The sequence below is a fragment of the Chlorobiota bacterium genome (assembly GCA_016700335.1).
Lineage (GTDB): Bacteria > Bacteroidota > Ignavibacteria > OLB7 > OLB7.
The window spans coordinates 2798871-2813597 of record CP065014.1 but is presented as its reverse complement, the minus strand read 5'-3'; the positions used below and the strand labels follow the sequence as shown (position 1 = coordinate 2813597).

Here is a 14727-nt window from a genome sequence, read left to right as displayed (position 1 = left end):
TTTTAATCCCAAAAATTACCTTTTGTATTTTTATCCATTGGAACAAAGTTGTCCCTCAATTGAGCTCCAATATCTTCAAGAACCGATGGTGAAAGAACTCGTTCTAACCATGGGAAAAGTTCTCTTTCTTCAAAGCGAATGTGTAATGTTAATTTTTCAGCAAATTCCTTAATATCAATTAATTCAACTTTTTTTGAAAAGATTTTTTTGATTATTTTTCTAATATTTTTATGCTCTTTTAATAGTTGAATTATCAATGGATTCGATTGATTACAAAAGGGAATGATATAACTTTCTTCTTTTTCAAAATGTCCATTTAAATGATCAGTCCAAAATGGTTTAACATAACTACTTAGAATTGCAACTGGAGTTTCTTTTTCACAACCTAATATAAGTCTTCTAGCTACAACTAAACCATCATGATGTTCCCAAGAAAAAGGGACTAAGTTTTTATTGCGATTCATATTTTTAAGTAAGTTATACTATTTTAACATTTTTTGAAGACTTAATAACCATAACAGGACAATGAGCTTCTCTTAACACTAATTCAGCGACGCTTCCAAGAAGAAGCCTACTAATACCAGTTCTTCCATGTGAACTCATTATTATCAAATCTGTTTCATTTCTCTTAGCAGACTCAGTTATTGAATCTGCTGGATTACCGTCGGCTATTTCAGTAATTATTTTAGAATTTACTAATTCAGATTTTACTTTTAAAGCAAGTTTATCTAATTCTTCTTCAGCAGATTTCCTAGTTGATTCAAGCACACTCATTGGTACAACATAAGTGTCGTAAGAATACATACTCTCTGAAGGTAAAACATTTAATAAAACTATTTCAGCTCCAGAATTTCTAGCGAACTCAATTGCGTATTGGAGTGTATCTTTTGATTCATCAGAAAAATCAACAGGACAAAGGATTCTATTAATTGTAATCATGATATTTAGTTAAATATTTTAAATAAATCTATTGACAAAGTTAAATATTATAATTAATAAAAAATATGATAATAATCATATAATAAATTTATTATATAGAATAATTCAAAATTAAAAAATTATTTTAGTTCAAGTTTATTTCTACAACAATCTAAAACAGATTCATTGTTAGCATTTAAAACAAGTTTTGGACTTAGATATGGAATTCCTAAACCAAGCCCTCTAATAATCAATAAAATAGAAATGAAAATTGTAACAGTTCTGGAAATTAAAGGAATATAAGGTTGAAATTTTGATCTTATAAAATTACCACTAAATGATATGGTAAACAACATAATTAAAGTACCTAGTCCAAAAGCAGCCATATATCCAGCAGAAACATAAGGGTTAGCTCCATTCAATGCCATTGCAAGAGCAATATAAATTACTCCACAAGGTAAAAATCCATTTAATAACCCAAAATAAAAGGGTCCAGTTATTTTTTTCTTAACCTTAAAAATAGTTATCAGTCTTACAATTTTTGAGTTGAATTTTTCAACTATTTCTAACTTAGGTAAATTTAATTTTTTAGTTTGAACAATTGCATACAAGAGTAAAAGTACTCCAGTAATCAATGACATAATCTGTTGTAATCCAATCAAATTTAAACTCATTCCAAACAATCCAACTAATCCTCCTAAAAACGCATAAGTGATAGTTTTACCTAATCCATAAAAAAGATTTCTTGACATCATTTTATAGATATTACTTTCACCGGCATTAAGAAAAAGGACTAATGGTCCACACATTCCAGCGCAATGAAGCGAGACAGTTATTCCGAGTATAAAACCAGCTAATATCATTTCACATTAATATATTTTTCATAATAATAACCAATACCATTTGATATCCCATCAATAGAAACTTTCCACCTGCCTTTTCTTATATCATTTAGAGGAATAATTTGATAGCCATTTGAGAATGTTATTTCTTTTTCGAAATCATATGACTCATTATCGGGCTTATAGAATTTTACTTTTCCTATTATTGATTTTAAATTATTTGGATATTTGATATTAATAAAAAAATCCTGAATTGAAATTGAAATTGGATCTGTTAACGAAGAGTTATTCTTAATTTTTTCCATCTTCTTATCATGATTAATCTCTTGATCGTAATAATCAGCACTAACTAAATCAACTCTTTGATTATAACACCTATATACAAGATATGAAATTCCTGATGCAAATATTATCATTACAAATAATACTCCATGTCCGAAATGTAATTTAGAGTTGCTCATATATATTTGATTAGTTTCTTACTGGTGCAATGAAATTTGTTTCTATACTATTTACTATTTTATAATTAGCTTCAACATTAACATTTATTTTAATTTTATTCTTACTAATTTGTTTTGATGGTATTGTTACCATAAGGATTGCTTTTTTAGATTCTCCTTTTTCGATAACTATACTGCTTGATCCATCCATTAGTTTTATCACAGCTTGAGTTGGGGTATGTGCAATTAATTTGATAACTTGTTTATCGAAAGTTTTATTCAACAAATCAACATTATAAAGATTAGATACTGAACCATCAGCATTTTCTAAAAATAATTGACCTGGAGTTTTAAGTAAACTTATTGATACATCAGGTCTGGTAATTACTAAATAAGAAAAAACAGAAATAAGAATTAATAAAATTGCTCCATAGGTATAATTACGAATATTTAATTTAAATTTAGTATTGTTTTGAATACCTGTAAATGAAGCATACCTTATTAGACCTGGGTCTTTATCAACTTTAACCATAATCTCATTGCAAGCATCTATACAAGCTGAACAGTTTATGCATTCAAGTTGAGTGCCATTTCGAATATCTATAGCTGTTGGGCAAACCCTAACACACAACCCACAATCAATACAGTCTCCATTGTTGCTTTGACTTGTATCAATATCCTTTTTTACTTTACCTCTAGGTTCACCACGAACATTATCGTAACTTACAACCACAGAATCATTGTCTAGCAAAACGCCTTGTAATCTGCCATAAGGACAAACCACAATGCAAACAAGTTCTCGCAAATAAGCAAATACAAAAAAGAAAATACTTGAAAAAACTAATATTGACACAAAACCCCATATATGTTCGGATGGAGGGCTTGTAATTATTTTTATTAACTGATCGCTACCTATAACATAAGCAAGAAAAATATTTGCGATAGTAAAAGAAATTATATAAAAGATAATCCATTTAAAAATTTTTCTTGCCATTTTTTTAGATGAGTTTGGTAAGTCATCTAATTTTTTTTGATCTAAATAATCACCTTCAATCCAATATTCTATTTTCCTAAATATCATTTCCATAAAAATGGTTTGAGGACAAGCCCATCCACAAAACACTCTTCCAAACATTGAAGTAAAAAGAATAACAGATACAATAAAAGTAATCATCCCTAAGCCAAACAAAAAGAAATCTTGAGGGAAAAATGGGAATCCAAAGATTATAAAAGTCCTTTCAGGAATATTAAAAAGTAGCATTTGATGGCCATTTAATTTAATAAATGGGGCAACAATAAGAAATACTAAAAGAATATACCCAAATGAATGCCTTAAGTTATATAAAGTTCCCTTTTGTAATTTTGGATATACCCATAATCTACTTCCTTTTTTGCTAACTATACTTAAACTATCTCTAAAATTCTCTGAATATGTTGATTTGTTATCTTCAGTTTTATGCATTAATTACTAAATATGTGTAAATATTGGTTCAAATTTTTATTCAAGATATTCCAGAAGAACTATTTTAAATTGATAGTATCTTTAACAATAGTTGAATCTAATTGAGTTGCATGGCCGGAAGCATCAGTTAATGACCATTTATTCCCTTGAGGGGCTTTTGGTGCAGCTGGTTTGGAACCTCTTATACTTATTACATAACTTGCTAACTGCTCTATCTCACGAGGTTTTAATTGTTCTTTCCATGTTATCATTCCCTTATCTGGAACACCTTCACTAATAGTATTGAAAATATTTTTAATATCTCCTCCATGAATCCAATAATCATCAGTTAGATTAGGACCCACCTTACCTTCTGCACCCAAACCATGGCAAGGAGAACAGAGCTTCTCGAATTGAATTTTGGTTGTTGATAAAACTGTTTTATCAGTAACTAGTTTAGCTTTATCAGAAGTTATAGCATGTAGTTTTTTTATTTTATCTCCTATTGCAGCTTCTTCCTCATATTCTTCTTTAGAAGATTTCCCCATACCTAACATATGATAATAGGGAAAATAAATGCAAGCAAAAAGTGTTGTTACAATGAAGACTGCAGCAAGCCAAGGAGGCATTCTATTATCTAATTCTTTAATTTCGTCATAGTCGTGATCAAGCATTTTATCAACCACTTCCCCCTCTTTTACAGAGCGTGTTATATATTTATAAAAACTATTGAATAAACTCATTTTATTTAAAAATTATTTTGTTTCTCAGTTAAAGTGTTGTCATTAAAAGGTATATTGTTAATCTCATCAAGAATTTTTTTCTTTGAAGTAATTATAGTTATAACAACCCCAATAAAAACTGTAAAAAAGATCAACAAAGAAACTATTCCATAAATTGAAACTCCCTTTATTGAAGTTAAATTATCTGTTAACATATTTTTTAGAAGTTTTAAAATTATTTTGTTTCATTTTCTTTCTCTTTCTCATTTAGAATATCAGTTCCAAGCCTTTGTATATAAGCAATCAAAGCAATAATTTCTCTATCTTCTTTTACTTTTATACCACTAGCATTCAATCCTAAAGTTATATCATGTGCTTGAGATTTCAAATCATCAATTGATGAAGCAACTGCACCACTCTGATATTTAACACCAATTTTTTTCATAGCTTTAATTTTACCTGGAGTACTAGCAATATCAATTCTATCTTCAGCAAGCCATGTAAAAGCTGGCATAATTGATCCTGGAGAAGTTGATCTCGGATCCATAAAGTGATTATAATGCCAATCATCAGATTTATAATTCTTGTTTCCTTTGCCTTCACGAGCTAAGTCAGGACCAGTTCTTTTGGAACCCCAAAGGAATGGATGATCATAAACAAATTCACCAGCTTTAGAATACTCTCCATATCTTTCTGTTTCAGATCTGAAGGGTCTAACCATTTGCGAATGGCATGTATTACAACCTTCACGAATGTAAATATCTCTGCCTTGCAATTCAAGAGGTGTATAAGGTTTTACACTTTTAATTGTTGGTATATTTGAACGAACAATAAATGTTGGAATCATTTCAACAAGACCACCAATTGCAACAGCAACAAGAGCTAAAACAGTTAACAAGACTGGCTTCCTTTCTAAGGTTCTATGCCAAAACCCATCAACATGAATTTCTTTTGCAATCAATGGAGGTGCAATAACTTTTTCATCTCCTATATATTCACCTGTTTTAATTGTTTTAATTAAGTTGTAAGCCATTACTATTACACCAATTAAATATAAAGTACCTCCTAAAGACCTTAACATATAACTTGGTAATATGGCAGTAACTGTTTCAAGAAAATTTGGGTAAACTAAATAACCTTCTATATTGAATTGTTTCCACATTAAGCTTTGAGTAAAACCAGCCCAATACAGTGGAACAGCATAAAATAAAATTCCTAAAGTACTAATCCAAAAATGAAAATTTGCAAGTTTTTTAGAATACAATTCTCTATTAAAAAGCCTTGGAATTAAATAATAAAACATTGAAAATGTTAGGAATCCATTCCAGCCAAGTGCACCAACATGAACGTGAGCAACCGTCCAATCAGTATAATGGCTTATCATATTAACACTTTTAACCGCTAATGTAGGTCCCTCAAAGGTGGCCATACCATATGCAGTTAAAGCAACAACCATAAATTTTAAAACTGGTTCACTTCTAACTTTATCCCATGCCCCTCTTAATGTTAATAATCCATTAACCATTCCCCCCCAACTTGGAGCAATAAGCATTACTGATAGAACCATACCTAAAGATTGCGTCCAGTCTGGAAGAGCAGTATAAAGCAAATGGTGAGGTCCTGCCCAAATGTATAGAAATATCAAAGCCCAAAAATGTGCTATTGAAAGCCTATATGAATAAACTGGTCTGTTTGCAGCTTTTGGCAAGAAGTAATACATCAAACCCAAATAAGGAGTTGTTAAGAAAAAGGCAACTGCATTATGCCCATACCACCATTGAACTAAAGCATCTTGAACACCTGCATAAACAGGATATGACTTTAAAAAACTTACAGGTAGTTCAATAGAATTTACAATATGAAGCAATGCAACAGTTACCACAGCTGATATATAGAACCAAATTGCAACATATAAATGATGCTCTCTTCTCTTTTTGATAGTACCAAAAAAATTGATAGCAAAAATTACCCATACAATTGCAATTAAAATATCAATTGGCCATTCAAGTTCTGCATACTCTTTTGAAGTTGTATAACCTAAAGGTAACGTAATAGCAGCACAAACAATTATTCCTTGCCATCCCCAAAAATGTGTCCAGCTAAGTTTGTCACTAAACATCCTAGCTTTTAATAATCTTTGCAATGAATAATAAATACCCATAAACATTCCATTACCTACAAATGCAAATATTACAGCATTAGTATGTAAAGGTCTTAACCTAGAAAAAGTTAACCAAGGTATTCCTGAACTCAGATTAGGTAAAAACAGCTCTAAGGAAATAATTAAACCGACTAACATTCCTACAATTCCCCAAATTAGTGTTGCATAGAAAAATGCTTTTACAATCTTATTGTCATATGCAAATTCTTCAGTTATCTGCAGTATGTTAGTTCCTTCTGTAGAATAAACTACATTAGAATCCTTACCTTGGAAATTAATTTTTTCAGACATGAATAAAAACTTTTATTATTAATTTATTGTGATTTAGATTTATTATCTTCTAGTAAAATTCTTACGCTTGGGGTGTAAGTATCATCAAACTGACCATCTTTAACAGATTTAATAAACACTATCAAAAATCCACCTGCTATGCAAATACTAACTCCTATCAATAAAATGAGAACTGACATAATTTTACAATTAAATTGAGAATTAAGAACTAATACGTAAACAAATCTATATTTAATCTTTCTTTAAAAACATGATATATATCATGTTTTTAAAATTTAATCATATTCTAATTAAACATATAATTTTAAAAAATAATTCAACAATCAATACTAACTTTATTAATTATTTTTGTATAGCTTAATTAATGAATAGCTAATTATATTTGAATCATAACATTTACCTATCCCTAGGCTCTAATTTTGGGGATAAAAAAGAAAATATCTTAAATTCAATTAAAGAAATTGACAGACTAAAACATACGAATGTAGTTTTAATTTCGTCCTTTTATGAAACTAAGCCAATTGGTTATATTCATCAACCAGATTTTTTAAATGCATCTTTAAAGATTGAATCTGAATTACAGCCATTAGAGTTATTCTATTTTTTGAAAGGGATTGAAAAAAAATTAGGTAGAATTGAAAGAGAAAAATGGCACGAAAGAGAAATTGATATTGATATAATCTATTTTAATGACCTTATATATTCAGATAATCTAATAAATATTCCCCATATAGAGTCACATAACAGAACTTTTGTTCTCGAACCATTAACAGAAATTTCACCAGATTTTATTCATCCAATTTTAAAACTAAAAAATATTGTTTTGTTAGATAATTTATTGAAAATATCTAATAAAAAAACTTAAATTCATTATTGTTAATTTATCTGTTTTGTTATTAGTTTGTTTTGCAAAATTGTATTTCTTTTGAAATTGGATCAAGCATTTAAAATGTTTGATTAAAGTTTGGTTAGTATTTTAGTTTGGTATGTGAAAACTATATTTGTACGATATTTAAACATTTTAAAATTATAAAAAAATTATGAAGGAATATATTAAAGAGGCTTCTTTAATTTTAATTGCAATAATATTAATTGTAATTTTATTCAATACTTTCTCTTCTAATTCAATACCTTGGGTTACTGAGGAAAAAGTAAAATCTGAATCAGCAAATAATTCTGAATTAGGCTTAGATTCAAGCTCTTCCATTGATACTAAATCAAACCTAAATACAAAAGAAATTTTATTATCCCAACAAGATAGTTTAAATCGACTTAGTCAAAATATAAATAATGATTCTTCTAAAAACACCAATCAGTTAAATAATGTTAAAGATAGTTTAAAACTATTTACTCAAAAGCAAGATTCTATCAAAAAAATTGTTTTAAAACAAAAATTAGATTCTTTAAAGAGTTTAAAATCTATTAAAAATCTAGCTGAAAGCACAAAACAAGATAATGTTATTAATGATGAGATTATTAATTGTGATAAGATAAAGGAGATAAATACAATTCAAGCAAAACAGTTATTCGATAAGAAAGTTAATGTAATGTTTGTAGATGCCAGACCAGAAACTCAATATAATGATGGTCATATTGCTGGATCTATTCATGCTTATGGTGACCAGTTTGCGCCTAATATTCCAAAATTTTTATCAATGCCTAAGGACAGAATATTTGTTTGTTATTGTGGTGGAGGTGATGAATGTACTTTAAGCCATGAAGCAGCAAAAGGGTTATGCCAAATTGGGTTTAAAAAAGTGTTTGTTTATAAAGGAGGCTATAAAGAATGGTATGAAAATAATTATCCTTGGGAGAAATAATTGATGAATGTTATTATCTATTCACAAGAATTTATTAGAAGTAAATTGAATTTAAAATACTAGTTTAATGAGGGATAATGAAATAGTTGAGAGAATTCGTTCTGAAGCAAATATTGTAGATATTGTTTCCGATTATTTACGGTTAAGAAAAACTGGTAAGAATTGGCTAGGGCTTTGTCCATTTCATGATGATAAAAAACCTTCATTCACAGTTGAGCCAGTTAGAGGAATTTATAAATGTTTTGCTTGTGGAAAAGGTGGAAATGTTTTCACTTTTTTAATGGAAAAAAATAATTGGACATTCCCAGAAACGTTACGTAATCTGGCAGAACGATATGGGATACCAATGGAGGAAAACAAAAAGAATAAAGATTCTATAAGTTCAAATGAGATTCTTACAAATATAATTAGTAAAGCAAATAAATTTTATTGTGAAAACCTAGAGAACCCAAACAATTTATTAGCTAGAAGTTATATTTCTAAAAGAGGATTTACACTTGAGATTATTAAAAAGTTCAGTATAGGGTATGCTTTAGATGATTGGGATACTTTATTTAAAATTCTTTTAAAATCAGGAGAAAAGATTGAGGATATAGAAAAAGCAGGGTTAGTTATAAAAAGAGATAATCGAAATGGTTATTATGATAGATTTAGAGGTAGGCTTTTGTTTGCTATTCATTCATCTACTGGAAAAATTGTTGGATTTGGAGCTAGAAGACTTAATGAAGATGATTCACAACCAAAGTATATAAATTCCCCTGAAAGCCCAGTCTATCACAAAAGTAAATTGCTGTATGGTCTATTTCAAGCTAAAGATTCAATTCGGAAATCTGGTCAAGCAATTATTGTTGAAGGTTATGTTGATGTAATTTCTATGCATCAAGCTGGGGTTCAAAATGTTGTTGCAACTTGCGGTACTTCACTTGCTAAAGAACATTCAGATCTTCTTAATAGATATGCTCAAAACGTTTTACTTGTTTTTGATAGTGATAATGCTGGTGAAATAGCAACATTAAGGGGAATAAATATCTTACTCAAAAAAGGGATTGATGTTTCTGTTTTGAGATTACCTCAGGGAGAAGATCCAGACTCCTTTGTAAGGAAATTTGGAGCTAAAGAATTTGAAAGAAAAATTCAAATGCAATCACAAACATTTCTTGATTTTATTTCAAAACTTTTCAAGCAAAAAGGTGACCTAGACACCCCTGAGAAAAAAACACAATCGATTAGAATTATTTTAGAGTCTATCTCTCTAATTCCAGATCAACTTAAAAGACAATTATATGTTCAGAAGTTTATATCTGATTTTCACTTAAATGAAAATATGGTAATGTCTGAACTTAAAAATGCGAGGGAGATAGTAAGTAAAGAAATTTATCGAGAAAAGAGATTAATTGAGAATGAAAATAAGAATCAGAATCAGATAATTGTAAACAATCTAGTTTCTAATCAACTGCCCGATGCTATAAAGCAAAAAAAAATCCCATTAAATATTAATTCTCTTCCTTCAGCAGAATACCATATTCTAAAAATAATGTGTGAAGGTGACTCTCAAATTATTGAGCACACTTTAAACAATTTAACTGAATCTGATTTCTCTCATCCTGTTCTCAAGCATATGTTTAGTATGATTGCTGCTTATTATGAAAATCAGAGGACATTTGGATTAGATGAAATACATTTAGAAGAACTTGAAGAAGATATGCGTGAACTTATTGCAATGCTTGCAATAGAACCTGAATCTTTATCTGAGTATTGGAGTAAAATGGATCCTGAATTGAAAAGCACTAACCCTTGGTTAATTGTTCAAGATAGTATTAATAAGATTAAAATTATTAAGTTTGATAATGAATTGATGATGTTGCAAGATAAACTAAAATCTAATAACATAAGTTTATTAGATGAGGATAATGTTTTTAAATTGATAAAAGAAATTTCAGATAAAAGATCAGAACTTGGAATGAAATTTATTTAATATTCTGTTAACAATTTCAAGTAGTACAGGTTTTAATTGTTTAATTTATATTTAGGAAAAATATCATATTGCAAAATATATTTATAAATATTTTATTGGTTGCAATAATCATAACATTATTTGCATGCGATAGTGGACCATTAACTCCTCAAGATATTGTATTCCCACAAAAGGATATAAGTTATAACAAACACTTACAACCAATGTTTGATTTGTCATGTTGTAATAGTGGTTGTCATGGAGATTCAAAAGCTGGTGGAGTTAATTTAACAAGTTATATTAATCTTTTCCAAACAGCAGGATTAGTCTCTCCAGGGGATTCAATTAATAGTACTTTGTCTCAAATTATGAGTGAAAAATTACCACATTCATATATACTAATTCGAGATATAACAACCTTAAATCAACGGCAAGGAGTCTCATTATGGATTAAAGAAGGTGCTCGAAATAACTAAAATTATGATATGTATACCATTATTCTGAATAGATAAAAAATTAGCAAGCAAATAACAATTGAAATGAACCAATAGAATTTATAATCATATTATCTTTGCAAAAATTATTTAATAACCAAATATAAACCGATGAAAAGTTTTATTATTGTTCTCTCATTTTTACTGTTTTCTATTTTTTCAACCAATGCACAATCATCTTTGTTAAAAGGGAAAATCTCTGATAAATCTACTAGTGCAATTGCTTCAGTAAAATTAAATTTTATAAATGCATCAACAGGGGAATCTATATTTGAAAGTAAGTCTAATAGTACAACTGGAGAATATACTTGTGTAATTTCATTAGATCATAATGCAGATATAAAAATAGAAATGGAATCAACAGTTTATCCAAAACAATCCAAGATTTATCATTTTAATTATACTGGAGAATACCAAGAAATTAAATTTGATATTACTGTTGATAAAACACTTCAAATATTGTCTATTCCTAAAGATACTGTTGTAGTTCCAAAAGCAAAAAAAACCAAGACCAAAAAAAAGAAAAAATAGATTGGTTAGATAATTAGATTTCCAAAATTCCCATTTTTTTAAAAATCCGTCTCTATATATTTACAATCAAATGATATTAATTCGAAAAACTGAAAGAGAAGATTTTGAAGTATTATTTAATTTGATATGCTCTTTAGCAGAATATGAAAAATTAAAAGTTCCAGATGATTTAGCAAAAAAAAGGCTATTGGAAGATGGGTTTGGTAGTTCACCAAAATACATTTCATATCTTGTTTATTATGATTCAAAACCAGTTGGATACGCAATCACATTTGAAACCTATTCTTCATTTTTAGCAAAACCAACATTTTATTTAGAAGATATATTTGTTCTTGAACAATTTAGAAATAAGAAAATAGGTTTTTCTTTTTTTAGTTACTTGATTGATATAGCAAAAAATAATGATTGTGGTAGGTTTGAATTTATTGTTTTAGATTGGAATTTGAATGCAATTAAATTCTATGAAAAATTTGGAGCTATTCATCAAGAAGAATGGTTAAATTACAGAATAACATTCTGATAGTTTACAATGTAAATCAATTTTTATAAATTATTAATTAGCACTATGGACAAATTCGTAATCAATGGAGGAACACGTTTGTGTGGCAGAACCTATGTTACTGGAGCAAAGAATGCAACACTTGAATTAATGCCCGCAGCATTACTTGCACCAGGGGTATATAATTTAGGAAACACTCCAAATATTCGTGACGTTTGGACAATGTCTAGGCTTTTAGCTTCAATGGGAGTTCATGCAGAATTAAATAATAATAATTTATTCCTAGATACTTCTAACCTTACTTCGCAGGAAGCACCTTACGAACATGTAAAGAAAATGAGAGCTTCTATTCATGTGCTTGGTCCATTGTTAGCTAGATATGGAAATGCAAAAGTGTCATTGCCTGGTGGTTGCGCATGGGGACCAAGACCTGTAGATTTGCATCTTAAAGGTCTTGAAAGGCTTGGTGCTGAAATTACTATTGAAGGTGGTTATATTATTGCAAAAGCTAACAGGCTGCGAGGAGCAAATATTTCTTTAGATGTTTCCTCTGTTGGAGCTACATTTAATATTATGGCTGCAGCGACTTTGGCTGAAGGTAGAACCACAATAAATAATGCAGCAATGGAGCCTGAGGTTACTGCAGCTGGTAGAATGCTTCAAAAAATGGGAGCTAATATTGAAGGGCTTGGTACTTCAACTTTAGTTATTGAAGGGGTAAAAGATTTGAAATCAGTTGATGAAGAAACAATACCAGATAGGATTGAAGCAGGAACACTTTTAATGGCAGTTGCAATGACTGGTGGAGAAGCTGTTCTTACAAAAACTAATCCTTATCATCTTGCTTTTGTTCTTGAGAAACTTGAAGAAACTGGATGCGAGATTGATACTCGTGCTGATGAAATAATTATTAAAGCTCCCGATGAACTCAAACCTGTTAGTATTACAACTGGGGTATATCCTGGCTTTCCAACAGATATGCAAGCTCAATGGATGGCTTTAATGACAGCTGCTAAAGGAACTAGTATTGTTACAGATAATGTTTACAGAGATAGATTTTCTCATGTTCCAGAACTTTCAAGATTAGGTTGTGATATAACCTTACATGAAAACTGTGCTACTATTCAAGGTGGTAAAATACTAACTGGTGCACCAGTAACAAGTACAGATTTAAGAGCTTCAATTGCTATGGTTATGTGTGGTATGGTAGCTGATGGGGTAACTGAAGTTTTAAGAGTATATCATCTTGATAGGGGTTATGAATGTATTGAACGTAGGTTAACAGCTTTAGGTGCTGAAATTAAAAGAGTTAAAACAGAGGAAATGTAATAACTATAAATTATGTTAATACTTAGGAATGTATAAATTTATTTTTTGTTTTTTCTCTTAATAATTGTACATGAATGGTTTATTAAATATGTTAGAAATAAAATAAATTTTTATGAAATGAATCTACCTTATAATTTGTTTGATGATTGGTTTAATGAGGCTTCTAAAGTTATAGAAGAGCCTAACTCAATGTCTATTGCAACTGTTAATAAAGAAGGAAAACCAAGTTTAAGAATTGTGCTCTTAAAAGAATTTAATGAGCATGGGTTTGTTTTTTACACCAATTTGGAAAGCAAGAAATCATTAGACATTAAAGAAAATCCATATGTGGCAATTTGTTTTTTCTGGAAAATAATAGGAAAACAAGTAAGAATTGAAGGTAATGTAATTCCTGTTTCAAATGAAGAGGCAGATGAATACTTCGCCACCAGACCTAGGCTAAGTCAAGTTGGAGCTTGGGCTTCAAAACAAAGCAGATTTTTGAGTAGTAGAGAAGAACTGCTTCAAATGGTTAATGAAATTGAAAAAAAATATGAGGGAAAAACTATACCAAGACCTCCACATTGGTCAGGATGGAGAGTAATTCCATCTAAAATTGAGTTCTGGAAAGAGGGTGAAGGAAGGTTACATACGCGTCGTATTTTTGATTTAGAAAATAATATTTGGAATGAAAAGTTATTATTCCCATAATTTAGATTTTAAATTCAACTTAAAAATCTAACAACATAAATCCTCAAATTCATAAATTTTTGAAATCAACTTCTCTCTTTGAGAGTCAGTTAAAATAGGCATAATTTCCTCTTTCATTGATTTAAGAATATTATAAGTGTTTTTACATTTATCGGAATTAGAATTGATATTACTATTAGTATGGTGCTTTATAATATCTCTCACTAAACTACATTGATCTTCGCTTGGAGAGAGTTCATGCTCTATAAACTCAGAATGGAATAGTGCATCATTCCCAAATGAAAAAGAATATTGATTCTCGTTATTACCAATCGTTAATAAACTGTAATTAGAATTACTATTTAACATTGTATCTAACAGACCTAAATTTTTAACTCCAAAAAATGCAAAAAATAAAGTTGAAGCTAAAACTGATGTAGCAAAAAACATTTTGTAACTGAAAATCTTATGTTCAAGTTTTTCAATCAGACTAAAATTCACTGCTTCTTGTTCATAAATTTTATCCATAACACTTTCAGAAAATAGTTGATTAAATCTATCTTTTTTTAGACTTAATAATACTTTTTCATCAAATTTATAATCATTTTTCATAAGA

At 29.2% G+C, this 14727-nt stretch carries 18 protein-coding genes; 8 read left to right on the top strand and 10 right to left on the bottom strand.

Annotated elements, in window-relative coordinates; translation table 11 throughout:
* Window positions 1–2: 2 nt before the first annotated feature.
* The 9 genes from IPP08_11440 to ccoS all read right to left on the bottom strand — a co-directional run bounded on the left by IPP08_11440 (window position 3) and on the right by ccoS (window position 6994).
* Complete coding sequence (locus IPP08_11440) at window positions 3–464, bottom strand: hemerythrin domain-containing protein (GenBank protein QQS66359.1); 462 nt, start codon at window positions 462–464, stop codon at window positions 3–5.
* Between the two features lie 13 nt (window positions 465–477).
* Window positions 478–939 (bottom strand): universal stress protein, encoded by a 462-nt coding sequence (locus IPP08_11435; GenBank protein QQS66358.1) that lies wholly within the window; start codon window positions 937–939, stop codon window positions 478–480.
* A 119-nt stretch (window positions 940–1058) separates the two neighbouring features.
* Complete coding sequence (locus IPP08_11430) at window positions 1059–1781, bottom strand: sulfite exporter TauE/SafE family protein (protein QQS66357.1); 723 nt, start codon at window positions 1779–1781, stop codon at window positions 1059–1061.
* The gene (locus IPP08_11425; GenBank protein QQS66356.1) at window positions 1778–2221 is read right to left on the bottom strand and encodes a FixH family protein; all 444 of its coding nucleotides are present in this window, start codon (window positions 2219–2221) and stop codon (window positions 1778–1780) included. Before IPP08_11425 ends, IPP08_11430 begins: the two co-directional genes overlap by 4 nt.
* A gap of 10 nt (window positions 2222–2231) precedes the next feature.
* Window positions 2232–3662, bottom strand: coding sequence for a cytochrome c oxidase accessory protein CcoG (gene ccoG, locus IPP08_11420; protein QQS66355.1), 1431 nt, complete (start codon window positions 3660–3662; stop codon window positions 2232–2234).
* A 59-nt stretch (window positions 3663–3721) separates the two neighbouring features.
* Entirely contained in the window at window positions 3722–4384 is a 663-nt protein-coding gene (locus IPP08_11415) for a c-type cytochrome (protein QQS66354.1), read from the bottom strand.
* Between the two features lie 5 nt (window positions 4385–4389).
* Window positions 4390–4578, bottom strand: a complete 189-nt coding sequence (locus IPP08_11410) for a CcoQ/FixQ family Cbb3-type cytochrome c oxidase assembly chaperone (protein ID QQS66353.1) — start codon at window positions 4576–4578, stop codon at window positions 4390–4392.
* A 20-nt stretch (window positions 4579–4598) separates the two neighbouring features.
* Entirely contained in the window at window positions 4599–6746 is a 2148-nt protein-coding gene (gene ccoN, locus IPP08_11405) for a cytochrome-c oxidase, cbb3-type subunit I (protein QQS67884.1), read from the bottom strand.
* Between the two features lie 92 nt (window positions 6747–6838).
* Window positions 6839–6994 (bottom strand): cbb3-type cytochrome oxidase assembly protein CcoS, encoded by a 156-nt coding sequence (ccoS, locus tag IPP08_11400; protein QQS66352.1) that lies wholly within the window; start codon window positions 6992–6994, stop codon window positions 6839–6841.
* A 203-nt stretch (window positions 6995–7197) separates the two neighbouring features.
* Here ccoS and folK point away from each other — a divergent pair, with 203 nt between their 5' ends.
* From folK to pdxH, 8 genes are all read left to right on the top strand, one after another.
* Window positions 7198–7680: a 2-amino-4-hydroxy-6-hydroxymethyldihydropteridine diphosphokinase gene (folK, locus tag IPP08_11395; protein QQS66351.1), complete on the top strand. Its 483-nt coding sequence runs from the start codon at window positions 7198–7200 to the stop codon at window positions 7678–7680.
* Window positions 7681–7855: 175 nt separating this feature from the next.
* A complete protein-coding gene (locus IPP08_11390) occupies window positions 7856–8635 on the top strand; it encodes a rhodanese-like domain-containing protein (protein QQS66350.1) in 780 nt (259 codons plus the stop codon).
* A 67-nt stretch (window positions 8636–8702) separates the two neighbouring features.
* Entirely contained in the window at window positions 8703–10610 is a 1908-nt protein-coding gene (locus IPP08_11385; protein ID QQS66349.1) for a DNA primase, read from the top strand.
* Between the two features lie 68 nt (window positions 10611–10678).
* The gene (locus tag IPP08_11380) at window positions 10679–11065 is read left to right on the top strand and encodes a hypothetical protein (GenBank protein QQS66348.1); all 387 of its coding nucleotides are present in this window, start codon (window positions 10679–10681) and stop codon (window positions 11063–11065) included.
* A gap of 129 nt (window positions 11066–11194) precedes the next feature.
* A complete protein-coding gene (locus IPP08_11375; GenBank protein ID QQS66347.1) occupies window positions 11195–11614 on the top strand; it encodes a hypothetical protein in 420 nt (139 codons plus the stop codon).
* Between the two features lie 70 nt (window positions 11615–11684).
* Window positions 11685–12134, top strand: coding sequence for a GNAT family N-acetyltransferase (locus IPP08_11370; protein ID QQS66346.1), 450 nt, complete (start codon window positions 11685–11687; stop codon window positions 12132–12134).
* A 45-nt stretch (window positions 12135–12179) separates the two neighbouring features.
* A complete protein-coding gene (murA, locus tag IPP08_11365; protein QQS66345.1) occupies window positions 12180–13442 on the top strand; it encodes a UDP-N-acetylglucosamine 1-carboxyvinyltransferase in 1263 nt (420 codons plus the stop codon).
* 117 nt (window positions 13443–13559) lie between these two features.
* A complete protein-coding gene (gene pdxH / locus IPP08_11360) occupies window positions 13560–14132 on the top strand; it encodes a pyridoxamine 5'-phosphate oxidase (protein ID QQS66344.1) in 573 nt (190 codons plus the stop codon).
* A 27-nt stretch (window positions 14133–14159) separates the two neighbouring features.
* Here pdxH and IPP08_11355 read toward each other — a convergent pair whose 3' ends face one another.
* The gene (locus IPP08_11355) at window positions 14160–14723 is read right to left on the bottom strand and encodes a hypothetical protein (protein QQS66343.1); all 564 of its coding nucleotides are present in this window, start codon (window positions 14721–14723) and stop codon (window positions 14160–14162) included.
* Between the last annotated feature and the right edge of the window lie 4 nt (window positions 14724–14727).